The organism is Amycolatopsis thermoflava N1165 (genome assembly GCF_000473265.1).
GTDB classification, from domain to species: domain Bacteria; phylum Actinomycetota; class Actinomycetes; order Mycobacteriales; family Pseudonocardiaceae; genus Amycolatopsis_E; species Amycolatopsis_E thermoflava.
This window is the reverse complement of the sequence record NZ_KI421511.1, coordinates 4,768,430-4,791,721: the sequence shown is the minus strand read 5'-3', so window position 1 is coordinate 4,791,721 and position 23,292 is coordinate 4,768,430. Positions and strand designations below refer to the sequence as shown.

The 23,292-nt window shown below is 71.6% G+C and carries 21 protein-coding genes and 1 pseudogene; 17 read left to right on the top strand and 5 right to left on the bottom strand.

Features of this window, described 5'->3' with window-relative positions:
• Positions 1–40 precede the first annotated feature (40 nt).
• The gene (locus AMYTH_RS0123530) at positions 41–1,660 is read right to left on the bottom strand and encodes a DEAD/DEAH box helicase (protein ID WP_027932368.1); all 1,620 of its coding nucleotides are present in this window, start codon (positions 1,658–1,660) and stop codon (positions 41–43) included.
• 338 nt (positions 1,661–1,998) lie between these two features.
• On the opposite strand from AMYTH_RS0123530, the gene AMYTH_RS0123525 reads away from it, so the two are divergent.
• Together AMYTH_RS0123525 and AMYTH_RS0123520 are read left to right on the top strand one after the other, a co-directional pair.
• Positions 1,999–2,646 (top strand): ferritin-like fold-containing protein, encoded by a 648-nt coding sequence (locus tag AMYTH_RS0123525; protein WP_027932367.1) that lies wholly within the window; start codon positions 1,999–2,001, stop codon positions 2,644–2,646.
• 43 nt (positions 2,647–2,689) lie between these two features.
• Entirely contained in the window at positions 2,690–2,920 is a 231-nt protein-coding gene (locus AMYTH_RS0123520; protein WP_017986956.1) for a DUF3107 domain-containing protein, read from the top strand.
• Positions 2,921–2,968: 48 nt separating this feature from the next.
• Here the strand turns inward: AMYTH_RS0123520 and AMYTH_RS0123515 are convergent, their stop codons facing one another.
• Together AMYTH_RS0123515 and AMYTH_RS45610 are read right to left on the bottom strand one after the other, a co-directional pair.
• A complete protein-coding gene (locus AMYTH_RS0123515) occupies positions 2,969–3,286 on the bottom strand; it encodes a DUF4873 domain-containing protein (protein WP_020419785.1) in 318 nt (105 codons plus the stop codon).
• Positions 3,276–4,044 (bottom strand): annotated as a pseudogene (locus AMYTH_RS45610) (TetR/AcrR family transcriptional regulator). Before AMYTH_RS45610 ends, AMYTH_RS0123515 begins: the two are co-directional and overlap by 11 nt.
• A gap of 50 nt (positions 4,045–4,094) precedes the next feature.
• Here AMYTH_RS45610 and AMYTH_RS0123505 point away from each other — a divergent pair.
• Together AMYTH_RS0123505 and AMYTH_RS0123500 are read left to right on the top strand one after the other, a co-directional pair.
• Entirely contained in the window at positions 4,095–5,000 is a 906-nt protein-coding gene (locus AMYTH_RS0123505) for an AurF N-oxygenase family protein (protein WP_017986959.1), read from the top strand.
• Positions 4,997–5,890 (top strand): alpha/beta fold hydrolase, encoded by an 894-nt coding sequence (locus AMYTH_RS0123500; RefSeq protein ID WP_027932366.1) that lies wholly within the window; start codon positions 4,997–4,999, stop codon positions 5,888–5,890. Before AMYTH_RS0123505 ends, AMYTH_RS0123500 begins: the two co-directional genes overlap by 4 nt.
• Before the next feature lie 261 nt (positions 5,891–6,151).
• On the opposite strand, the gene AMYTH_RS0123495 is transcribed toward AMYTH_RS0123500, so the two are convergent.
• Positions 6,152–6,790 (bottom strand): TetR/AcrR family transcriptional regulator, encoded by a 639-nt coding sequence (locus tag AMYTH_RS0123495; protein WP_027932365.1) that lies wholly within the window; start codon positions 6,788–6,790, stop codon positions 6,152–6,154.
• Between the two features lie 84 nt (positions 6,791–6,874).
• Here AMYTH_RS0123495 and AMYTH_RS0123490 point away from each other — a divergent pair, with 84 nt between their 5' ends.
• The 3 genes from AMYTH_RS0123490 (at position 6,875) to moeZ (ending at position 10,359) form a co-directional block, all read left to right on the top strand.
• Positions 6,875–7,885 carry an alpha/beta fold hydrolase gene (locus tag AMYTH_RS0123490; protein ID WP_084022662.1) on the top strand — a complete coding sequence of 337 codons (1,011 nt, stop codon included), beginning with the start codon at positions 6,875–6,877 and terminating at the stop codon, positions 7,883–7,885.
• 82 nt (positions 7,886–7,967) lie between these two features.
• The gene (locus tag AMYTH_RS0123485) at positions 7,968–9,080 is read left to right on the top strand and encodes a DUF3152 domain-containing protein (protein WP_228684932.1); all 1,113 of its coding nucleotides are present in this window, start codon (positions 7,968–7,970) and stop codon (positions 9,078–9,080) included.
• Positions 9,081–9,180: 100 nt separating this feature from the next.
• The gene (gene moeZ, locus AMYTH_RS0123480; RefSeq protein ID WP_027932362.1) at positions 9,181–10,359 is read left to right on the top strand and encodes an adenylyltransferase/sulfurtransferase MoeZ; all 1,179 of its coding nucleotides are present in this window, start codon (positions 9,181–9,183) and stop codon (positions 10,357–10,359) included.
• A gap of 49 nt (positions 10,360–10,408) precedes the next feature.
• On the opposite strand, the gene AMYTH_RS45605 is transcribed toward moeZ, so the two are convergent.
• Complete coding sequence (locus tag AMYTH_RS45605) at positions 10,409–11,284, bottom strand: alpha/beta hydrolase family protein (protein ID WP_051362804.1); 876 nt, start codon at positions 11,282–11,284, stop codon at positions 10,409–10,411.
• Between the two features lie 55 nt (positions 11,285–11,339).
• On the opposite strand from AMYTH_RS45605, the gene AMYTH_RS0123470 reads away from it, so the two are divergent.
• From AMYTH_RS0123470 to fabG, 10 genes are all read left to right on the top strand, one after another.
• The gene (locus AMYTH_RS0123470) at positions 11,340–11,867 is read left to right on the top strand and encodes a helix-turn-helix domain-containing protein (protein ID WP_027932361.1); all 528 of its coding nucleotides are present in this window, start codon (positions 11,340–11,342) and stop codon (positions 11,865–11,867) included.
• Between the two features lie 40 nt (positions 11,868–11,907).
• Positions 11,908–12,711 (top strand): TIGR02569 family protein, encoded by an 804-nt coding sequence (locus tag AMYTH_RS0123465; protein WP_228684930.1) that lies wholly within the window; start codon positions 11,908–11,910, stop codon positions 12,709–12,711.
• 195 nt (positions 12,712–12,906) lie between these two features.
• The gene (locus tag AMYTH_RS0123460; RefSeq protein WP_157360798.1) at positions 12,907–14,919 is read left to right on the top strand and encodes a molybdopterin oxidoreductase family protein; all 2,013 of its coding nucleotides are present in this window, start codon (positions 12,907–12,909) and stop codon (positions 14,917–14,919) included.
• Complete coding sequence (locus tag AMYTH_RS0123455; protein ID WP_027932358.1) at positions 14,916–16,358, top strand: FAD-dependent oxidoreductase; 1,443 nt, start codon at positions 14,916–14,918, stop codon at positions 16,356–16,358. Before AMYTH_RS0123460 ends, AMYTH_RS0123455 begins: the two co-directional genes overlap by 4 nt.
• Positions 16,359–16,383: 25 nt before the next feature.
• Positions 16,384–17,766: a nitrate/nitrite transporter gene (locus AMYTH_RS0123450; protein ID WP_027932357.1), complete on the top strand. Its 1,383-nt coding sequence runs from the start codon at positions 16,384–16,386 to the stop codon at positions 17,764–17,766.
• A 31-nt stretch (positions 17,767–17,797) separates the two neighbouring features.
• Positions 17,798–20,341 carry a nitrite reductase large subunit NirB gene (nirB, locus tag AMYTH_RS0123445; protein ID WP_027932356.1) on the top strand — a complete coding sequence of 848 codons (2,544 nt, stop codon included), beginning with the start codon at positions 17,798–17,800 and terminating at the stop codon, positions 20,339–20,341.
• The gene (gene nirD / locus AMYTH_RS0123440; protein ID WP_027932355.1) at positions 20,338–20,688 is read left to right on the top strand and encodes a nitrite reductase small subunit NirD; all 351 of its coding nucleotides are present in this window, start codon (positions 20,338–20,340) and stop codon (positions 20,686–20,688) included. The genes nirB and nirD overlap by 4 nt, the downstream gene beginning before the upstream one ends.
• Positions 20,685–21,797, top strand: coding sequence for a uroporphyrinogen-III synthase (locus tag AMYTH_RS0123435; protein ID WP_027932354.1), 1,113 nt, complete (start codon positions 20,685–20,687; stop codon positions 21,795–21,797). The genes nirD and AMYTH_RS0123435 overlap by 4 nt, the downstream gene beginning before the upstream one ends.
• Complete coding sequence (locus AMYTH_RS0123430; RefSeq protein WP_027932353.1) at positions 21,794–22,477, top strand: sirohydrochlorin chelatase; 684 nt, start codon at positions 21,794–21,796, stop codon at positions 22,475–22,477. The genes AMYTH_RS0123435 and AMYTH_RS0123430 overlap by 4 nt, the downstream gene beginning before the upstream one ends.
• Positions 22,478–22,520: 43 nt before the next feature.
• Positions 22,521–23,261 carry a 3-oxoacyl-ACP reductase FabG gene (gene fabG / locus AMYTH_RS0123425; protein WP_123683808.1) on the top strand — a complete coding sequence of 247 codons (741 nt, stop codon included), beginning with the start codon at positions 22,521–22,523 and terminating at the stop codon, positions 23,259–23,261.
• Positions 23,262–23,292: the final 31 nt, after the last annotated feature.

Sequence of the window (23,292 nt, the reverse complement as noted above, 5' to 3'; positions counted from 1 at the left end):
CTCCCGGTGTTCGCCGGCGCCCCCGCGGCGCCGGTCGGCCTCAGTCTGCCGAACCCGGTGTATCAGACGTGTTCGCCGTCGCGCTGGCCGAGCCCGAACGGCGACGGCGGCGGCGACGGGCGGGACGCTCCGCGGCCTCGCCGCCTTCACGCTCGGTCGGGCCCTTCTCCGCCGGGCCCGAGGTGTCGCCGAGCGCCTTGCCACCGCGGGTGCGGCGGCGCGGACGGCGCTCCTCACCCGACGGCTCGCCGGTCGCCTCGGCCTGCTCGCCTTCGCCGGCCTTCGCGGCGCCGCGGGTGCGGCGGCGGTTGCGGGTGGTCGCGCCGCCGCTCCGGCGACGGCCGCCCATCTGCTCCTCCGGCTCGGCGGCAAGGCCGGCGCGGGTGCGCTTGGACAGCGGCAGCCGCCCGGTGGCGTCCTCCGGGATGTCCAGGTCGCTGAACAGGTGCTTCGACGTCGAGTACGTCTCGACCGGCTCGGCCATGTCGAGCTTGAGCGCGTCGTTGATGGCCTGCCAGCGGTGCATGTCGTCCCAGTCGACCAGCGTGATCGCGACACCGGTCTTGCCCGCGCGGCCGGTGCGGCCGATGCGGTGCACGTACGTGCTCTCGTCCTCGGGTGTCTGGTAGTTGATCACGTGCGTCACGTCGGTGACGTCGATGCCGCGGGCGGCCACGTCGGTGGCGACCAGCACGTCGACCTTGCCGGAGCGGAACGCGCGCAGCGCCTGCTCGCGAGCGCCCTGGCCGAGGTCGCCGTGCACCGCCGCGGCGGCGAACCCGCGCTCGGCGAGGTCGTCGGCCACCTTCTGCGCGGTGCGCTTGGTGCGGGTAAAGATCATCGTCAGCCCGCGGTCCTTGGCCTGCAGCACGCGGGCGATCAGCTCGGGCTTGTCGAGCGAGTGCGCCCGGTAGGCGAACTGCGTGGTGCGCTCGTGCACCGCGCTGGAGTCGTTCTCCTCGGCCCGCACGTGCGTCGGGCGGTTGAGGAAGGTGCGGGCCAGCTTGATGATCGGGTCCGGCATCGTGGCCGAGAACAGCATGGTCTGCCGCTGGTCGGGCACCATGCCGAGGATGCGCTCGATGTCGGGCAGGAAGCCCAGGTCGAGCATCTCGTCGGCCTCGTCCAGCACCAGCGCGCGGACCTTGCCGAGGACCAGCGCCTTCTGCTCGGCCAGGTCCAGCAGGCGGCCGGGGGTGCCGACGACCACGTCGACGCCCTTGCGCAGGGCGCTGATCTGCTGCTCGTAGGGGCGGCCGCCGTAGATCGCCAGGGTGCGCACGTTCAGGTGCTTGCCGGCGTCGGTGAGGTCCCGGGTGACCTGCAGGCAGAGCTCACGGGTCGGGACGACCACCAGGGCCTGCGGGGTGCCGTCGCCGGGGGAGACCACGCGCTGCAGCAGCGGGACGCCGAAGCCCAGCGTCTTGCCCATGCCGGTGCGGGCCTGGCCGATCAGGTCGTCGCCGGCCAGCGCGAGCGGCAGCGTGAGGGCCTGGATGGCGAAGGTGTGCTCGATGCCGGCCTCGGCGAGCGCGCGCACGATCTCGGGGCGGACGCCCAGCTCGGCGAAGGTCGGGGTGGCCGGTTCGACGTGGTCGGCCTGCAGCGGGTGGGAGGTGTCGGTGTCCGGGACGCCCGTCTCGCTGTGCTCGAGGGCCACCGGGTCGATCTCGTTGTTGTCGGAAATGTTCGCGGTCAGTGTGATCGCCTCTCTCTACCAGCGCGCACGGCCTGGTCGAGATTCGGCACTCAACCGGCGGGAAGGTCCACCGGGAATGCCTGGACGGCGTGCACGCGCATTACCTGCCGCTCGCAGTGGCGCCCGGGGTCTGCTCGTCCTCCGGCGAGTCGAGGCGGGGGTGCCTCGGGTGGGACGCGCTACTGCGGATGCGGTAGCTTTCCCGTCCAATTGTAACCGGTACGGCCCCGGCCTCGGCATTTCGGCCCGGTGTGTCCACGTTAGATTCGTCTCCTCGTAACGGCGGTACGCTCACGGCCGTGACACGAGAGATCAGCGAAGGCGTCGTCGACCTGCTCGGGGTCATCGCCTACGGCGAATTGTCCGCGTTCGACCGGATGGCGGAGGACGCGCGGAAGGCGCCCACCCTGTCCGGGCGCGCCGCGCTGTCGGCGATGGCGGCCGCCGAGATCGGGCACTACGAAATGCTGGCGAAGTTCCTCGCCGAGCACGGCAGGCGTGTCGAGGACGCGATGGCGCCGTTCGTGGCCCGGTTCGACGCCTGGCACGCGTCCACCGCGCCCAGGTCGTGGCTGGAATCGCTGGTCAAGGCCTACGTCGGGGACGGGCTGGCGGCGGACCTCTACCGCGAGGTGGGCAGCTGGCTGGACCCGGAGACCAAGGACCTGGTGGTCACGGTGCTCGCCGACACCGGGCACTCGGCGTTCGCCGAGCGGGAGGTCGCCGCGGGCATCGAGGCCGACCCCAAGACGCGCGACAAGCTGGCGCTGTGGGGGCGGCGGCTGCTCGGCGAGGCGCTCACCCAGGCGCAGTACGTGGTGGCCGAGCGGGACCCGCTGGCCGAGCTGATCGTGTCCGGCTCGGGCGACCTGTCGGGAATCGCCGGGCTCTTCCGCCGGTTGCAGCAGGGGCACACCAAACGGATGCAGGTGCTCGGGCTGGGCTAGCCTGGGCGGTGGAGTACGTGGCAGAACCAGTCGGAGGTAGCAGGTGGAGGTCAAGATCGGCATCAAGGACACCCCGCGTGAGCTGGTGGTGTCCAGTGGCCAGTCCGCCGAGGAGGTCGAGAAGCTGGTCGCCGACGCGCTGAAGACCGAGGACGGCCTGTTCAGCCTCACCGACGAGAAGGGCCGCAAGTTCCTGGTCCCGTCGGACCGGATCGCCTACGTCGAGATCGCGCCCTCGGACGTGCGCCGGGTCGGGTTCGCGGTCGGCTCGTAAGTCTTCTCGGATGTAAGAAGGGCGCCCACCGGCTGGTGGGCGCCCTTTTCAGTCCGCCAGTTCGGCGAGTGTCTTCGGCACCGTGAACGGCGGCGTGCTCGTCCCCAGGATGCGGTACCGCCCCCACGGGTCGGGGTCGGACAGCTCGCCGGTGGCCGAGCCGTCCGGGGTGCGGATCTCGCCCTTCTTCTTGCGGCCGCCGCACAGCTCGTCCAGCCGGGCGCTCGGCGCGATGCGGCCGTACCAGCGGTAGTAGCCGTCGATCGGCTGGAAGTGGCCCCTCAGCTCCACCTCGACCGGCACCTCGGCGCCGTCCACCACCACCGTCGCGGGACCGGTGTAGCCGTCTTCGTCGTCAGCCGACATCCGTCTCCTCCTTCGGGCGCACCCGTCCGAGCTGGACGATCTTGTTCTCCTCCAGCGGCTTGTTCGGGTCGATCGTGACCCCGTGCTGGCGGGCCAGCCCGTCGATGGCGGCCCAGATGATCTGCGTCAGGTACTCCACGACGCTGTCCCGGCTCATCGACCGGCGCTCCAGCCACCACTCACCGGTGTTCTGGACCATCCCGACGATCCCGTACGCCCACGGCTCGGCCGCGCCGGAGTCCATGTTGAACATCCGCATGTAGTCGCCGAGCAGGGCGGTCAGCGCGGTGGCGATCAGTTCCTTGTCCTCGGCCACCACGTCGGCGTCGGCCGGCTTGCCCGCGAACGAGCCGCGCACCAGCAGCCGGTACAGGTTCGGGTGCTCCTCGATGACGGTGAAGAACGCGTCCAGTGCCATGCGGATCCGCGGCACCGGCGCCAGTTCCGCGTTGATCGCCGGGACCAGCCGCGAGAACAGCAGCTCGGTGCCCCGCTGGCCGAGCGCGTCGTACAGGTCGGCCTTGTCCGCGAAGTGCCGGTACAGCACCGGTTTGGTGACCCCGGCGGCGACCGCCACGTCGTCCATCGCCAGGTCCGGACCGCGCTCGTCCAGCGCCTTCAGCGCCGCCTCGACGAACCCCGGCCCGGCGCTCGACCCGGTGCTTGCGCCACCGGTCCCGGCGCGCGTCGCCGGTCGCAGGCTCGCCTGCCGAGGGGTGCTTGCCGCTGCGCTTGACACGATCCGTCACGCGCCTCATGCTACCAGAGGTAACTGTTACCACGGGTTACACAATGTGGGGAGCACGCGATGACGCGAACGCTGGACGACCACGGCCGCGAGAAGACCGCCGACCGGTTGCTGAAGTCCTCGGCCAACAAGTTCTACGACCCCGACGTCGACATCGACTGGTCCGCCCCGCTGGCCGAGGGCAAGCCCTTCCAGCTGGAGCGCCGCAGCTCGCTCTACGGCACGCACCTGTGGGACCGGCTCACCGAGGAACAGCGGCTCGAACTGGGCAAGCACGAGCTGGCCAGCATCGCCAGCAACGGCATCTTCTTCGAGGTGCTGCTGATGCAACTGCTGCTGAAGGAGGTCTACAACTCCGACCCGACCACGCGGCACGTGCAGTACGCGCTCGCCGAGATCGCCGACGAGTGCCGCCACTCGACGATGTTCGCGCGGTCGGTCGAGGCCGTTGGGGCGCCGGCGTACGGCCCGGTGAAGATCGTGCATCGCCTGGGCAAGCTGCTGCCGTTCATCGGCTACGGGCCCGCGCTGTACGGCTCGATCCTGGTCGCCGAGGAGATCCTCGACCGGATCCAGCGGGAGAGCATGGCGGACGAGGACATCCAGCCGCTTGTGCGCATGGTCAACCGCATCCACGTGCTCGAAGAGGCGCGGCACGTGACCTTCGCCCGCGAGGAGGTCACCCGCGGCATGGCGAAGTTGAACAAGGCCGAGCTGTTCTACCAGCGCTGGCTCATCGCCGTGGTCAGCTTCGCGATCACCCGCAGCCTGATCAACCCGCGCGTCTACAAGGCGGTCGGCCTCAATCCGCGCGAGGCGTGGGAGGCGGCCATGAACAACCCGCACTGGCACGAAACCCTCCGCTGGTCCGGCGAGCGCATCATGGCGTTCCTCGACGACGCAGGGCTCGTCGGCCAGCCGGGCACGTACTGGTGGCGCAAGTCCTTCCTGCTGGGGGCCCGATGACGGCGACGGTCCGTCGGAGGGGGACGGACCGTCGCTTCACCACGAGCGACGGCACCGCCCTCCACGTCGAGCTGTCCGGACCGCGCGATGCCGCGGTCACCCTGGTGCTGGTGCACGCGTGGACGCAGGACCACCTGGAGTGGGACCCGGTCCTGCCGCTGCTGCCGACCGGCGTCCAGGTGCTGCGCTACGACCACCGCGGGCACGGCTGGTCGGAGCCGGCGAAACCGGGGACGGCGACGGTCGCGCAGCTGGCCGACGACCTCGCCGAGCTGATCGCGGAGCTGGCACCGGAGGGCAGGCTCGTCCTGGCCGGGCATTCGATGGGCGGGATGACCGTGATGGCGCTGGCCGAGCGGCACCCGGAGCTGGTCGAATCGCGGGTGGACGGGGTCGCGTTCATCGCCACCTCGTGCTGCGACATGGACCGGCTCACGCTCGGGCTGAACGGGCGGGCCGGACGGGTGGCGGCGCGTGTCGACAAGACGTTCGGGCGGCTGCTGAACCGCTGGGGCGCCGAGCACGTGCCGATCCCGGCGCCGCTGGCCCGGCCGTCGGTGAAGTGGCTGGCGTTCGGGAAGAAGGTGCGGCGGGCCGACGTGCGGGCGATGACGGAGCAGTTCCTGCGTGCGCACCCGCGCAGCGTCGGCGGCTTCCGGGACTCGATGTCCGACCACGACCGGCGCAAGGCGCTGGCCACGCTGCGGGAGAAGCCGACCGTGGTCATGGTCGGCGACCGGGACCGGATCACGCCGGTGCACCACGCGCGCGTGATCGCCGAGGAGTTGCCGGAGGCGGAGTTCGTGCTCTTCCCCGGCGCGGGTCACGAGCTGACCTACGAGCGGACGCGCGAGGTCGCGAAGCGGCTGAGCCGCCTGCTGGCGCTCTGACCGGCTGAGCCGTCAGGAGCGGCGGTGCCGCTCGTGCCACGCAGGCAGCCGGCACCGTCGTGGGTTCGGAGTCGGCTCAGCCGCGCGGAGCGCGTCGGTTGAGGGTGGTGGTCGGGCCGGCGGGCGGGGATTCATGAGGAGGCGATCCCACAGCCCGGAAGCACGGCGGCGCGAAGCGCCTCGATGAGGGGCGGTGGTCGGGTGGCGGGCGGGATTCTGAGGTTCCGCTACCCGCACCGCCTCGCAAGCTGGCCCGACACCTCAGGAATCGCCTGGCGTGTGCTGGAGCGGGAAGCCGCCGCCGATGCCGCGCCAGGCGAGCGTCGCGGTCAGCGACACCGCCTCCTCACGGCTCATCGTGCTGTGGTGGGCCAGCCAGAACCGGGCGCTGACCTGGCTCAACCCGACCAGGCCGACCGCCAGCAGGCGCGCCCGGCCCTCGTCCAGGCCCGCGTCGGCGGTGATGGTGTCCGTGATCGCGTTGACGCACTCGGTGGTGGCGCGGTCGACGGCCTCCTGCACGACGGGCTCGCCCCGCAGGTCGGACTCGAAGATCATCCGGAAGGCGCCGGTCTCGCTGGCGACGAAGTCGAAGAACGCGCCGACGGCGGCCCGCACGCGGAGCTTGTTGTCGGTGGTCGAGGCGAGCGCCTCGTTCACGCGCGCGACCAGCTCGTCGACGTGGTTCTCCAGCAGCGCGGTGTAGAGGTCCAGCTTGCCCGGGAAGTGCTGGTACAGCACGGGCTTGCTGACCCCCGCCTGCTCGGCGATCTCGTCCATGGCCGCCGCGTGGTACCCGTTTGCCGAGAAGACCCGCTGCGCCGCGGCCAGAAGCTGAGCGCGCCGCTCGGTCCGGGGTAGCCGGACTCCCCGCTGTTGCGCCGCCGCAGTCTCCGTCATGCTTTCCTCCCAAAGAACCCGTTCGAGATTACTCGCCGGTATCGCCGAGTCGCCAAGGGCCGGGTGGGTAGGCATCCTGGATTGATGACCGACACCGTCCCGGCTTCCCGGCCGTCCCCGGATTCCGGGGCGCCCAGGGTGCCCGTCACGCACGTACCGCTGTCCACTCGTCAGTTACCCGAACTCGACCCGAAACTCCCGCCGTGGCCGGGGAAAACCGAGCAGGTCGGGGGCGTGTCGCTGCACGTCCGGCGCACGCCGGGCGCGGCGGAGGAGACCGTCCTCTACGTGCACGGCCTCGGCGGGTCGTCGACGAACTGGACGGACCTCGCCGCCCTGCTGGCGCCGACGGCCGGGGGAGCGGCGATCGACCTGCCCGGCTTCGGGTTCTCCGAGCCGGAACGCGCCTTCGATTTCAGCCTCGACGCGCACGCCGAGGTGGTCGCCAGGTTCGCGGAGGGGCTCGGCGCCGGCCCGGTGCACCTCATCGGCAACTCGATGGGCGGCGCGGTGTCGCTGCTCGTCGCGGCGCGGCACCCCGAGCTGGTCAAGACGCTGACGTTGATCTCGCCCGCGATGCCGGACCGGCGGCCGGACCCGCGGCGGCTGTCCGACCCGCTGATGGCGCTGGCCTACCTGCCGATCGTCGGCCGCCGCGCCCGGCGCAAGCTCGCAGCCTACACCGCGCACCAGCGGGCCAAGCTGGTCATCAAGCTGTGCTTCGCCGACCCGGACTCCTTCCCCGAGCACCGGATGGCCGAGCTGGTCGAGGAGCACAGCGCCCGCGCCGAGCTGGCCTGGGCGAACGCGGCGATGTCGCGGAGCACGTTCGGGATCTTCCGCACCTGGTTCGCGCGGGGCGCCGCCTCACTGTGGCGGGTGACGCCCAACGTGACGGTTCCCACGCTGGTCGTGTGGGGCACCGAGGACAAGGTGATCTCGGTCCGCCGGGCGGCCCGGACCGCGAAGCTGTTGCCGCGCGGGCGGCTCCTCGTGTTGCCGCGGACCGGCCACGTGGCGCAGATGGAACGCCCGGTTGTCGTAGCGAAGGCTGTTCTGGGTATGTGGGAGGCGGTCGCCGCCGGTTCGTGGTAGCCCATTCGAGTTACTCCGAGCCCGCTCCGTGACGGCTTGGTCGCGCGTTGCGTAACTCTGCGCATGTGGCAATCTGGGAGCCGTGAAGCGGGCGAGCAGCGGCGAGCGTGGCGAAGGACGGCGACTGCAGTACGCGCCCCCGTCGGGCCGGCCGTCGGTTCGCCTGAGCGAGGACCGCTACCGGCCGCGTGCGCGGCGCGTGCAGGCCGAGCCGCTCGCCGCGTCGTGGAAGCCGCCGCAGGCGCAGCTCGAGCAGGACCCGGAGGAAGCCCGCCGGGAGCGGCGCCGCAAGGGCAAGGTCGGCCGTCTCGTCGGCGCCTACGGCTGGCGCGTGTACGCGCTGCCGGTCCTCGTCGTGATCACCGTCCTGGTGGTGTTCAACACCGCGACCGAGCCGCCGCAGACGAACTCCGCGGCGGAGACCGTCGACGGCGGCGCCGCGCAGGGCGGGGACAGCGCGCTCTCCGAACAACCGGCCACGCCGCGCGACCTCAACATCCCCACCGCCGAGCTGCCGACCGGCGGTGATTTCACGCAGAGCGGCTCCATGGCCTACCACGTCGTCCCGGTGCCGAACGACGGCGTGAGCGGCAAGGAGGCCGGCAGCGGCGGGAAGCTGTACCACTACACGATCGAGGTCGAGAACGGCATCGACGCGGCCAGTTACGCCGGCGACGACGCCTTCGCCAGCGCCGTCGAGCGGACGCTGTCGGACGTGCGCAGCTGGATCGGCACCAGCAAGGTCAAGCTGCAACGCGTCGGCGCGGACTACCCGGACATCGACTTCCGCGTGAGCCTCACCACCCCGGAGACCGCCAAGCGGCCGGACGTGTGCGGGTTCAGCATCCCGTTCCCGACCTCCTGCTACTCGCGGTCCTTCGACCACCGCGTGGTGATCAACCTCGCCAGGTGGGTCCGCGGCGGGCTCGCGTTCACCGACCTCGGGATGTACCGGCAGTACGCGATCAACCACGAGGTCGGGCACGCGCTGGGGAAATCGCACGTGGGCTGCCAGGAGAACGGCGCGCTGGCGCCCGTGATGATGCAGCAGACCTTCGGCGTGTCGAACAACTACGTGGCCCAGCTGAACGCGGTCGACCAGTACAACTCGAAGGCCGTGCCCGCCGACGGCAAGACCTGCGTTCCGAACGCCTGGCCGGTGCTGCAGTTCGGCGATTCCGCTCCGGCCGGCTGACCGGTTCCACATCCTGGGACGGCGGGAAGAGTCCGGTCGCGCTCCGTGTTGTGGATACTTGGGGAAGCGACAACGACAGCCGCGCGATTTTGGAGGACCGATGGCAGGCACGCTGCCGCCGCTCGTGGAGCCGGCGGCCGAACTCACCAAGGAAGAGGTGGCCCGCTACAGTCGGCACCTGATCATCCCGGATGTCGGGATGGACGGGCAGAAGCGGCTGAAGAACGCGAAGGTGCTGGTCATCGGCGCGGGCGGCCTCGGCAGCCCCGCGCTGCTGTACCTCGCCGCCGCGGGCGTCGGGACGCTCGGTGTCATCGACTTCGACGTCGTCGACGAGTCGAACCTGCAACGCCAGGTCATCCACGGCCAGTCCGACATCGGCAAGCCCAAGGCCGTCTCGGCCAAGGAGTCGATCGCCGAGATCAACCCGTTCGTCAACGTCATCCTGCACACCGAGCAGCTGACCACCGCGAACGCGCTGGACGTCTTCCGCGGCTACGACCTGATCCTGGACGGCACGGACAACTTCGCGACCCGCTACCTGGTCAACGACGCCGCCGTGCTGCTGGGCAAGCCGTACGTGTGGGGTTCGATCTTCCGGTTCGAGGGCCAGGTCAGCGTGTTCTGGGAGGACGCGCCGAACGGTCAGGGCCTGAACTACCGCGACCTCTACCCCGAGCCGCCGCCTCCGGGCATGGTCCCCTCGTGCGCCGAGGGTGGCGTGCTGGGCGTGCTGTGCGCCTCGATCGGCTCGATCATGGTGACCGAGGCGATCAAGCTGATCACCGGCATCGGCGAGCCGCTGCTCGGCCGCCTGATCAGCTACGACGCGCTGGAGATGAAGTACCGCGAGGTCAAGATCCGCAAGGACCCGGAGACGCCGAAGATCACCGAGCTGATCGACTACGAGGCGTTCTGCGGTGTCGTGTCGGACGAGGCGCAGCAGGCGGCGTCGGGCAGCACCATCACCCCGGCGGAGCTGAAGGCCAAGTTCGACGCGGGTGAGAACTTCGAGCTCATCGACGTCCGCGAGCCGCACGAGCACGAGATCGTGAACATCAAGGGCGCCAAGCTGATCCCGAAGGACCGCATCCTGTCGGGCGAGGCGCTGGCGGAGCTGCCGCAGGACAAGCCGATCGTGCTGCACTGCAAGTCGGGCGCCCGCTCGGCGGAGGCGCTGGCGGCGCTGCACCGGGCCGGGTTCAAGGACGCCACGCACCTCGGTGGCGGCGTGCTCGCCTGGGCGCGGCAGATCGACCAGAGCCTGCCGACGTACTGACGCTTGCCGGAAGGGCCCGCCGCGGTGTTTGCCGCGGCGGGCTTTTTCGTTACTTCAACCACGTGGCGATGTCGTCGACCACCGCCTCGTCCACGTGCTGCGGGTGCGCGTACTGCTCGGGCCGGGAGGGTTCCGTACCGGGGAAGAACAGGTGGTCGCAGGCATCGTGGACGCGGATGTCCACGTCCGCGCGGTGGGCGAGGCCCGCACGCCAGCGGGCCAGGTCTTCGTCGACGGTCACCTGGTAGTCGCGGCCGCCCTGGAGGATCAGCATCGGCACGTCCAGCGCGGCGGCGGTCGCCACCGGGTCGTAGTCGCGCAGGTCCAGCCAGTACGACGCGGGGAAGCCGAACAGCAGGTCCGCGGCCGGGGTCGATGGTTTCAGGTCCGGGCCGCCGGCCAGCGTGGCCTGCCGGACGATCGTGTCCAGGAAACCGTCCGGCAGTGCCCCGAGCGAGTCGAGGTGCCGGGCGACGCGGACCGCGGCCTCGTGCATCGGCTGTGCGTCCGCGGCCAGCAGCACCATCCCGGCGACCGGCTCGGCGGCGGCGACGCGGGGCGCGACCTTGCCGCCCATGCTGTGCCCGGCGAGGAACACCCGGTCCACCTCCGGCCGCGTGGCCAGCAGCCGAACGGCGGCGCGGGCGTCGGGCACGTACTCCTCGGCCATCGTCGGCGCGCCTGCCCGCTTGTCGAAGCGGACGACGGCCACGCCACGGCTCGCGAGACCCCACGCCAGGTCCTTGAGCGGCTTGTTCGGTCCGGTCGTCTCGTCGCGGTCCTGCGGCCCGCCGCCCGCGAGCAGCACGACGCCCGGCCTCGGCCCGGCGCCGACGGGCAGCGTCAGCGTGCCGGCGACCGCGCCGACCGCGACCTCGTGCTCGGCGAACGACGACGGAACGGTGTACCCCGGGGGCTCCCACATGGCATACCTTTCTCAAGTTTTGCGAACGGTAGCACGTCATGAGATCGTTGGGCTCGTGAACACCTTGGAGCTGCTCGCCCACCCGGTCCGGCTGCGGATCGTGCACGCGATGCGCGGCGGGCGCACCCTCACCACCGCGGAGCTGGGCGACCTGGTGCCCGACGTCTCGAAGGCCACGCTCTACCGGCACGTCGACGTGCTCGCCGGCGGCGGGGTGCTGGAGGTCGCCGAGGAGCGGCGGGTGCGTGGCGCGGTCGAGCGCCGCTACCGGCTGCGCCAGGAGCGCGCGGTCGTCGACGCCGAGGGCCTGTCCGCCGAGGACTACCGGCGGGCGTTCACCACCGCGGTCGCCGCGCTGGTCGCCGAGTTCGGGGCCTACCTCGACCGCGACGGCGCGGACCCGGCCGCCGATCTGGTCGGGTTCCGGCAGCACGCCGTCTGGCTCAGCCGCGACGAACTGGAGGCGCTGATCGCCGACCTGCGCGCGGCGATCGCGCCCCGGCTGGCGAACCAGCCCACCACGCAACGAGCGCGCTACCTGCTCAGCCCGATCCTCTTCCCGGCGGCCGAACCGACCGCTTGAACGCGGGAAAAACGTCGTCGTCACGGGGTAACCTCGGGCGGTGCCCGACGGTCCGAGAGCAGGTCAGCCACCGGCGACTGTCCTGATGGCGTTCGGCCTCCAGCACACCACCCCCGAGCCGCTGCCGGGCGGCCGGGCGCACCGCTGCGGCGACACCGTCCTGGCCCCGGTGCGGGACCGGCCGAAGGCGCTCTGGCTCGCCGGCACCATGCACACCCTCGACGTCCCCGACCTGCGCATCGCCCGGCCGCAGCGTGCCAGGGACGGGCGGTGGATCGTCGCCGGGTGGGCGGCCCGCCGCTACCTCGACGGCGCGCCCGAGCACCGGCACGACGAGATCATGCTCGCCGCCCTCAAACTGGCCCACGCCCTCACCGGCCTGCCGCGCCCGAAGCACCTCGCCGCGCGCACCGATCCGGACGGGATCGCCGACCGCGTCGCGTGGGGTGAGGCCGAGGTGCCGGTCGACGAGGCCAAGGGCGGCCGCTGGTTCGAGGTCCTCGCCGTGGCGCGAAGACCCGTGGGGTTGCCGGACCAGGTCGTGCCGGGCGACCTCTTCGGCGCCGTCCTCTTCGACGGTGACGCCCCGCCCGGCATCGTCGACTTCGACCCGTTCTACCGGCCCGCCGAATGGGGCGCCGCGGTCGCCGCCGTCGACGCGGTCGCCTGGGGCGACGCCGCCCCCGACTTCCTGCAGCGCTGGTCCCACCTGCCGGAATGGCCCCAGCTCCTGCTGCGCGCCGTGCTGTTCCGGTTGGCGGGCAACGCCCTCAGCCCGCGTGCCACGGCCGCTTCCCTGGACGGTTTGCGTGCCGCCGCGGCTGCCGTGAGTGAAATCCTGTAGCGCCGGTCACTTCTCACCGGGCATCCCTCGAAATGCCGTAGCAATGTCAAACGCCTGAAACATTCGGGAGTTTTCAGGTAACACGCCGTTCCTACCGTCTCTGGGCAGAGGCGGAAGGAGGTGCGCGTGACGCTCACCGCGGAACCCCAGGTCAAGGTGGCCACCCACTGTCCCTACTGCGCCCTGCAGTGCGGGATGAGCCTGTCCGGCACCGCCGTCGCACCCCGCGAGTTCCCCACCAACGGCGGCGGTCTGTGCCAGAAGGGCTGGACCTCGGGCAGCCTGCTCACCACCCCGGCGCGGCTGACCACGCCGCTGGTCCGGGTCGACGGCGAGCTGGTGCCCGCGACCTGGGACGACGCGCTCGACCTCGTCGCGCGCCGGATCGCCGAGGTCCAGGCCGAGCACGGCCGGGACGGGGTCGCCCTGTTCGGCGGCGGCGGCCTCACCAACGAAAAGAGCTACCTGCTCGGCAAGTTCGCGCGCGTCGCGCTGGGCACCTCGCAGGTCGACTACAACGGGCGGTTCTGCATGTCGTCCGCGGCGGCGGCGGGCAACAAGGCGTTCGGCCTGGACCGCGGGCTGCCGTTCCCGCTGACCGACGTGGGCGGGGCGGACGCGGTCCTGCTGATCGGCGCCAACCCGGCCGAGACCATGCCGCCGTTCATGCAGCACCTGCGCAAGGCCATCGACACCGGCGGGCTGGTCGTGGTCGACCCGCGCCGCACGCCGACCGCGGACCAGGCGAGCCTGCACCTCGCGCCCGCGCCGGGCACCGACCTCGCGCTGGCGCTGGGCATCCTGCACGCGCTCGTCGCCGAGGGCCGGTTCGACCGCGACTACGTCGAGCGGCGCACCCGCGGTTTCGACGCGGTGTGGCAGATCGCGGCCCGCTGGTGGCCCGAGCGCGTCGAGCGGATCACCGGTGTCGCCGCCGCCGACCAGCGCCGCGTCGCCACCCTGCTGGCGAACGCCCGTAACGCCTACATCCTCACCGCGCGCGGCACCGAGCAGCACGCCAGCGGTTCGGACACCGTGAGCGCCTGGATCAACCTGGCGCTGGCGCTCGGCCTGCCGGGCCGCGAAGGCTCCGGTTACGGCTGTCTCACCGGCCAGGGCAACGGCCAGGGCGGGCGGGAGCACGGCCAGAAGGCCGACCAGCTGCCCGGTTACCGCAAGATCGACGACCCGGCCGCCCGCGAGCACGTCGCGCGCGTGTGGGGGGTCGACCCCGCCGAGCTGCCCGGACCCGGCCGCTCGGCCTACGAACTGCTCGACGCGCTGGGCACCGAAACCGGCCCCAAGGCGATGCTCGTGTTCGGCAGCAACGTCGTGGTGTCCGCCCCGCGCTCGGCGCACGTCGCGGACCGGTTGCGCAGCCTGGACCTCCTCGTCGTCGCGGACTTCGTGCTGTCCGAGACCGCCGCGATGGCCGACGTCGTACTCCCGGTCACGCAGTGGGCCGAGGAGAGCGGCACGATGACGAACCTGGAGGGCCGCATCCTGTTGCGGCAGAAGGCGATCGACCCGCCCGCCGGCGTCCGCAGCGACCTGGAGGTCCTCAGTGGACTCGCGCAGCGCCTCGGTCAGCCCGCCGGACGCTTCCCGGTCGAGGCGAAGACGGTGTTCGCCGAACTCCGCGAGGCTTCGAGGGGCGGGCTCGCGGACTACTCCGGCGTCACCTACGAGCGCCTGCACGACGGCGAGGCCCTGTACTGGCCGGTGACCGGCGCCGAGCACGCCGGGACGCCGCGGATGTTCCTGGACACCTTCGCCCACCCGGACGGCCGCGCGCGGTTCGTCCCGGTCGAGCACCGCGGCCCGGCCGAGCCGACCGACGACGAGTTCCCGCTGATCGCGACCACCGGCCGGGTGCTGCAGCACTACCAGTCCGGGGCGCAGACCCGGCTGGTCGGCGAGCTGAACGACGTGGTGCCCGAGGCCTACGTCGAGGTGCACCCGGACACCGCCGCCCGCGCCGGACTGGCCGACGGCGACTGGGCGCGGGTGGTCTCCCGGCGCGGGGAGACCACCGCGCGGGTGCGGTGCATCGCCTCGATGCGGCCGGACACGGTGTTCCTGCCGTTCCACTTCCCCGGCGCGCAGCGGGCGAACCTGCTGACCAACCCCGCCCTGGACCCGACGAGCCGCATGCCCGAGTTCAAGGTGTGCGCGGTTCGCCTGACCACGAAGGACGGTGCGGAATGACCCGCAAGGTGGTGGTGCTGGGCTACGGCATGGCCGGGGCCCGGCTCGCCGACGAGATCCGGGCCCGCGATCCGGAGGGCACCCGCGTCACGCTGACCGTGATCGGCGAGGAGCCGCACGCCGCGTACAACCGCGTCCTGCTCTCCGCCGTCGTCGCCGGCACGATGCGCCCGGAGATGGTCCGCCTGCACGACGCCGGCTGGGCGGCCGCGCACAACGTCGACCTGCGCACGGACGTCAAGGCCGAGCACATCGACCGCGCCGCCCGGCGGGTCCGGCTCAGCGACGGGTCCACTGTGGACTACGACGCGCTGGTGCTGGCCACCGGCAGCCGCCCGTGGCTGCCGCCGGTCGAGGGCCTGACCCTGGACGACGGCACGCCCGCGCCGGGCGTGGTCACCTTCCGCACGCTGGACGACTGCGACCGCATCCTGGACGCGGCCAAGGCCGGCGCGCCGGTCGCGGTGCTCGGCGGTGGGCTGCTCGGCCTGGAGGCCGCCCGCGGCCTGGCCGGGCGCGGCAACCTGGTGACCGTCGTGCACCCGGTCGGCCACGTGATGGAACGGCAGCTCGACGCCGGTGCCGGTGGCGTGCTCGCCAAGGCGCTGGGCGAGCTGGGCATCGACTTCAAGCTCGGCGCGGGCGCGGCCCGGTATCTGCCGGGCGACGGGCTCAAGCTCGACGACGGCAGCAAGGTGCACGCCGACCTGGTCGTCGTCAGCACCGGTGTGCGGGCCGAGACCACCCTGGCTGTCGACGCCGGTCTGGAGGTCGACCGCGGCGTCCTGGTCGACGACGCGCTGCGCACCAGTGACGGCCGCATCCACGCGATCGGCGACTGCGCGCAGCACCCCGGCACCGTGTCCGGCCTCGTCGAGCCGGCCTGGCAGCAGGCCAAGGTGCTGGCCGACCTGCTGACCGGCGCCGACGTGTCCGCGCGGTACCGCGGCACGCAGGTGATCACCAAGCTGAAGGCGCGCGGCATCGACCTCACCGCGCTCGGCGACGTGCACACCGACGCCGCCGACCCGGACGCCGAGGTCGTCTGCCTGACCGACCCCACCCGGGGCCGCTACGCGAAGCTCGTCGTCCGCGGGGAGCGGGTGGCGGGGGCGATCCTGCTGGGTGCGCCGGACGCCGCCGCGAACATCACGCACCTGTTCGACCGGGGTGTCCCGGTTCCCGAAGACCGGCTCGCCGTCCTGCTCGGGCGCGCGCTGCCGGGCGGGGCGACCGTCGCGTCGAGCCCCGCCGACATCCCGGCGGCCGCCGTCGTCTGCCGGTGCAACTCCGTGACGAAGGGCCGGCTGGTCGAGGCATTCCGCGCCGGGGCCACCGACGTCACCGAACTCGCGTCCGTGACCAGAGCGACGACCGGATGCGGCAGCTGCCGCGACGCCGTGTGCGGCATCGCCGACTGGCTCGCGACCACCGCCTAGACCTTTCCGCATTGAAGGAGCAGGGATGACGACGACTGCCAGCGACACCACCGCGCCCAGCGGGCGCAAGCACTGGATCGAGCACTGGGAGCCCGAGAACGAGTCGTTCTGGGAGAGCACCGGCAAGAAGATCGCCAACCGCAACCTGTGGTTCTCGATCTTCTCCGAGCACATCGGCTTCTCCATCTGGACACTGTGGTCGGTCATGGTGCTGTTCATGGGGCCGCAGTACGGGTTCTCGGCCGCCGACAAGTTCCTGCTGACCTCAACGCCGACGCTGGTCGGCGCGATCGCGCGGCTGCCCTACAGCTGGGCGGTGGCGAAGTTCGGCGGTCGCAACTGGACGATCGTCAGCGCGTTGCTGCTGCTGATCCCGAGCGTCGGCGCGGCGATCGTGATGGAGCCCGGCACCCCGCTGTGGGGCTTCCTGATCGTGGCGGCGCTGGGCGGTGTCGGCGGCGGCAACTTCGCGTCCTCGATGACCAACATCAACGCGTTCTTCCCGGAGAAGGCCAAGGGCATGGCGCTCGGCCTGAACGCGGGCGGCGGCAACCTGGGCGTCGCCGTGATCCAGCTGCTCGGCCTGCTGATCATCGCCACGGCGGGCACCGGCGCGCCGCGGATCATCCTGTTCATCTACATCCCGCTGATCGTCGTCGCGGCGCTGTGCTCGGCGCTGTTCATGGACAACATCGCGTCCGTGAAGAACGACAAGAAGGCGATGCGGGAGATCATCGGCGACGCCCACACGTGGGTGATGTCGTTCCTCTACATCGGCACCTTCGGCTCGTTCATCGGCTACAGCTTCGCCTTCGGCCTCGTGCTGCAGAACCAGTTCGGCCGCACCCCGCTGCAGGCCGCCGCGGTCACCTTCCTCGGCCCGCTGCTCGGCTCGTTCTCCCGCCCGGCCGGTGGCTGGCTGGCGGACAAGCTCGGCGGCTCGCGGGTCACGTTCACCACGTTCGTCGGCATGGCGGCGATGACCGTCATCCTGATCATCGCGTCGAACACGAAGTCGCTGGCGTTGTTCACCACCGCGTTCATCGTGTTGTTCGTCCTCACCGGGATCGGCAACGGCTCGACCTACAAGAGCATCCCGGCCATCTTCCGCACCAAGGCCAAGGCGGCGATCGCGGCCGGCGCGGACGAGGCGGCCGAGCTGCTCAAGGCCCGCAAGCGCTCCGGCGCCCTGATCGGCCTCGCCGGCGCGATCGGCGCGCTCGGCGGCCTGTTCATCAACCTGGCGTTCCGCCAGTCCTTCTTGGACACCAAGAGCGGTGTCCCGGCGTTCGTCGGGTTCCTCGTCTTCTACGGGATCTGCTTCGTCCTCACCTGGGCCGTGTACCTCCGCAAGTCGGACGCCCCGGTGAGCGAGCGCGGGCTGGCTCTGGCCGGCGCCCGGGTCTGAAGCAAGAGAAAGCAAGCAGGAGGTTTCGGTAATGCGCACACTCGTCGTCGTCGGGAACGGCATGGTGAGCCATCGACTGGTGGAGGCACTGCGGGCCGAGGACACCGAGGGCGCCTGGCGGGTCGTCGTGCTCGCCGAGGAGCCGCGCCCGGCCTACGACCGGGTGGCCCTGACCTCCTACGTGGATGGCTGGGACGTCCAGGCGCTCACCCTGTCCGGTTCGGACTACGCGGGTGACGACCTCGTCGAGCTGCGGCTGGGCGACCCGGTCACGTCCGTGGACCGGGCGGCCAAGAAGGTGACCACCGCGTCCGGCCACGTGCAGGCCTACGACGCGCTGGTGCTGGCCACCGGCTCGCGGCCGTTCGTGCCGCCGGTGCCCGGCCACGACCTGCCGGGCTGCTTCGTCTACCGCACGATCGAGGACCTGGACGCGATCCGGGCCGCGGTCGAGCACGCGAAGGCGACCAAGCGCGGCCGCGCCGCGGCGATGGTCGTCGGTGGTGGCCTGCTCGGGCTGGAGGCGGCGAAGGCCCTGCGGGACATGGGCCTGTCGCCGCACGTGGTCGAGATGGCGCCGCGGCTCATGCCGATCCAGGTCGACGACGGCGGTGGCCGGCTGTTGCGCAAGCTGGTCACCGACCTCGACCTGACCGTCCACACCGGAACGTCGGCGGAGAAGATCGAGCAGGACGGCGACCGCCTGTTCACCAAGCTCACCAACGGCACCGAGCTGGACCTGGACCTGGTGGTGTTCTCCGCCGGTGTCCGCCCGCGCGACGACCTGGCCCGCTCGTCCGGTCTGGCGGTCGGCGAGCGCGGCGGCATCATCACCGACCTGGCCTGCCGCACGAGCGACCCGGACATCTGGGCGGTCGGCGAGTGCGCCGCCGTCGAGGGCCGCTGCTACGGCCTGGTCGCGCCGGGCTACACGATGGCCGAGATCGTCGCCGCGCAGCTTCTCGGCCGGGCAGGCGAGTTCCCGGGCGCGGACCTCTCCACCAAGCTCAAGCTGATGGGCGTGGACGTGGCCAGCTTCGGCGACGCGCACGCCACCACGGAGAACTCGGTCGAGGTCGTGCTCTCCGACGCCGTCGGCGGGTACTACAAGAAGCTCGTGGTGTCCGAACCCGATGAGCAGGGCGGACGACTCCTTCTGGGCGGTGTGCTGGTCGGCGACGCGAGCGCCTACAACCTGCTCCGGCCGCTGGTCGGCAGCCCGTTGCCGGCGGACCCCGCCGCGATGCTGGCTCCCGAGGGCGGTTCCAGCGCCGTGGGAGTGGACGCGCTGCCGGACGAGGCGCAGATCTGTTCGTGCAACGCGGTCAGCAAGGGCGCCATCACCAGCGCGATCCACGACCAGGGTTGCGACAGCGTCGCGAAGATCAAGGGCTGCACCAAGGCGGGCACGACCTGCGGTTCGTGCGTGCCGATGCTCGCGAAGCTGCTGGATGCCTGCGGGGTCGAGCAGTCCAAGGCGCTGTGCGAGCACTTCGCCTACTCCCGCCAGGAGCTGTTCCAGATCCTCAGCGCCACCCGCATCACCACGTTCGGCGAGCTGATCGCCAAGCACGGCACCGGCGCGGGCTGCGAGATCTGCAAGCCCGCGGTGGCCTCGATCCTCGCCACGCTGGACACGACCGACCGCGACGGCGGGCACGTCCTGGCCGGCGAGCAGGCCACATTGCAGGACACCAACGACCACTTCCTGGCGAACATGCAGCGCAACGGCACCTACTCGGTGGTGCCGCGGATCCCCGGCGGCGAGATCACCCCGGCGAAGCTCAAGGTCATCGCCGAGGTCGCCGAGGAGTTCGGCCTCTACACCAAGATCACCGGCGGGCAGCGGATCGACCTGTTCGGCGCCACCGTGGACCAGCTGCCGCACATCTGGCGGCGGCTGGTGGACGCGGGCATGGAGTCCGGCCACGCGTACGGCAAGTCGCTGCGCACGGTGAAGTCCTGCGTCGGCTCGACCTGGTGCCGCTACGGCGTGCAGGACAGCGTGGGACTGGCTGTCGAGCTGGAGCTGCGTTACCGCGGCCTGCGCTCGCCGCACAAGCTCAAGGCCGGGGTGTCCGGCTGCGCCCGTGAGTGCGCGGAGGCCCGCGGCAAGGACTTCGGCGTGATCGCCACCGAGAAGGGCTGGAACCTCTACGTCGGCGGCAACGGCGGCGCCCTGCCGCGCCACGCCGAGCTGCTGGCGTCCGACCTGGACAAGGACACGCTGATCACCTACATCGACCGGTTCCTGATGTTCTACGTCCGCACCGCCGACCGCCTGCAGCGCACCGCGCCGTGGGTCGAGGAGATGGACGGCGGGCTGGACCACCTGCGCGCGGTCATCGTCGACGACAAGCTCGGCATCTGCGAGGAGCTGGACGCCGCGATGGCCAAGCACGTGGAGAACTACGCCGACGAGTGGCGCGGCGTGCTGGAGGACCCGGAGAAGCTCGCCCGGTTCACGTCGTTCGTCAACGCGCCGGGCACGCCGGACCCGACCATCTCGTTCCGGGCGGAACGAGAGCAGAAAGTGCCCGTCCTGCTGGGTGTCCCGGAGGTGGTTTCGCGATGACCGCGGTGGAGGAGAAGCGCGCCACGGAGGTGGTCGAGATCTGCCGGTTCGACCGGTTGATCCCCGGTCGCGGGGTGGCCGCGCTGCTGCCGGACGGACGGCAGGTGGCGATCTTCCGCACCGTCACCGACGACGTCTACGCGCTGTCCAATGTGGATCCGTTCACCAAGGCCGCCGTGCTGTCCCGCGGGATCATCGGCGATGTCAAGGGTGTGCCGCACGTCGCATCACCCATGCTGAAACACCGTTTCGAGCTGGCCACGGGCTACTCTCTGGAGGACGAAACGGTGGCTGTGCGGACGTATCCCGTGCGGGTGATCGAGGGCGTGGTGTACATCCAACCATGATCGATTCCTCCGGAATCCTCCCGCTCGCCGGTTTCGCGGTGGGCATCACGGCCGCGCGCCGCGCGGACGAGCTCGGCGCGCTGCTGGTACGCAAGGGCGCGACCGTGCGGTACGGGCCGGCGATCCGGATCGTGCCGCTCGCCGACGACACCGAGCTGCACGCCGCGACCGTGCGGATGCTGGAGGAGCCGGTCGACGTGGTCGTGGCGACCACCGGCATCGGGTTCCGCGGGTGGGTCGAGGCGGCCGAGGGCTGGGGCCTCGGCGAGGCGCTGGTCGACCAGCTCGGCAAGGCGTCGCTGCTGGCCCGCGGCCCGAAGGCGCGCGGCGCGATCCGGGCGGCCGGGCTGTCCGAGATCTACTCGCCCGCCTCGGAGAGCAGCGCCGAGCTGCTCCAGCACCTGCTGGAGTCCGGTGTGGAGGGTCAGCGGATCGCGGTGCAGCTGCACGGCGAGCCGTTGCCGTACTTGGTGGAGTCGTTGCGGGAGGCCGGGGCCGAGGTCATCGAGGTGCCGGTGTATCGCTGGGTGGGGCCCTCCGACCCGGGGCCGCTGGACCGGCTGATCGACGCGGTGCTGGACGGTTCGGTGGACGCGCTGCCGTTCACCAGCGCCCCGGCCGCGGCGAGCACGCTGGCCATGGCCAAGCGCACCGGACGTCTCGCGGCGCTGGTCGACGCGCTGACGCACCGGGTGCTGGTCGCGTGCGTCGGGCCGATCACCGCCGCCCCGCTGGCGGCCGTCGGGATCCCCACGGTGCAGCCGGAGCGGGCGCGGATCGGCGCGCTGGCGCGGACGGTGGCGCAGGCGCTGGTCGAGCGGTCGCCCAAGCTGTGCGCGGCCGGGCGGCTCATCGAGCTGCGCGGCCAGGCGGCCATTGTGGACGGTCAGCTGTGTGAGGTGGCGCCCGCGCCGATGGCGGTGCTGCGGGCGCTGGCCCGCGAGCCCGGACGGGTGGTGTCGCGCCGGGAGCTGACGTCCGCGCTGCCCAGCGGCGGTGAGGAACACGCGGTGGAGACCGCGATCGGGCGGCTGCGCACGTCGCTCGGTGAGGGGAAGCTCGTGCAGACCGTGGTGAAGCGCGGATACCGGTTGGCGGTGGAACGATGATCGTGCTGGCAGCGCATGGAACGCGGGACCCGCAGGGCGCGCGGGTGATCGAGGAACTGGCCGACCGGGTGCGGGCCGAGACGCCTGTGCCGGTGCGGGTGGCCTACGCCGACGTGCGGCAGCCCGACGTCACCACGGTGCTCGACTCGGTGCGCGGCTACCAGGCGATCGTCGTTCCCGCGTTCCTGGCGGCCGGCTACCACGTGCGCACCGACATCCCGGCGCAGATCGCCGCGAGCGGGCACCGGAACGTCCTGCTGGCCGGCCCGTTCGGCCCGGCGCCGGAGTTGGTCGGCGTGATGCGCGACCGGCTGGAGTGGGCGGGTTATCGCGCGGGCGACGCGGTCGTGCTGGCCGCGGCGGGCTCCAGCGATCCGCGTGCGCTGGCCGAGGTGCGGGTCGCCGCGGATGCGCTGGGCGCGTTGCTGGGCGTGTCAGTGCAGGTGGGTTACGTCGCGACGGCGCGGCCCTCGATCGCGGACGCGGTCGCCAGGGCGCGAGGCCGCGGGCGGCGGGTGGCGGTGGCGTCGTGGCTGCTCGCGCCGGGGCTGTTCCAGCGGAAGGTGCTGGAGGCGGGCGCGGACGTGGTGGCGGACCCGCTCGGTGTGCACCCGGACGTCGTCGACCTGGTGCTGGCCAGGTACCAGCAGGCGCAGCGGCAGCTCGCGGTGGCCGCCTGACCCTTGTGGTTCGCTTGATGAAACAGTAGTTTCTGTTTCCGTGATGCGTTACACGAACAGGGTCGTTCTGATCACCGGTGCCGGGCAGGGGCTCGGCCGGGCCATGGCGCACAGGTTCGCCGACGAGGGGGCGTCGCTCGCGTTGTGCGACGTCAACGAGGGTGCGCTGAAGGAAACGGCGGTCGACTGCATCGATGTGCGCACGTCGGTGGTCGACGTGTCCGATCCCGAGCAGGTCGACTCCTGGGTCGCGGAGGCGCTGTTCGAGTTCGGGCGGGTGGACGTGCTGGTCAACAACGCCGGCGTGATCCGCGACAACCGGCTGGAGCGGATGACCGACGACGAATGGGACGCGGTGCTGAACGTCAGCCTGCGCGGCATGTTCAACTGCAGCCGCGCGGTGTTCCCGGTGATGAAGCGGCAGGGGTACGGGCGGCTGCTGTCGTTCTCGTCGATGTGCTGGCGCGGCAACTTCGGGCAGGTCAACTACGCTGCGGCGAAGGCCGGTGTGGTGGGCATGGCGCGCACGATCGCGCTCGAAGGCGCCCGCCACGGCGTGACGTCGAACGCGATCGCGCCCGGGCTGATCGCGACCCCGATGCTGGCGTCGATGGACGAGCGGGCGCGGGCGAAGCTCGCCGCGCGGGTGCCTGCCGGGCACATCGGCGACCCGGAGGACATCGCGGAGGCCGCGGCGTTCCTGTGCTCCGAGGCGGCCGGGTACGTGACCGGGGTCGTGCTCGACGTCGACGGCGGGATCAGCATCGGCAGCGCGTTGCGCTGATATCACGCGCGCTGCGGTGAGCTCACGGGTG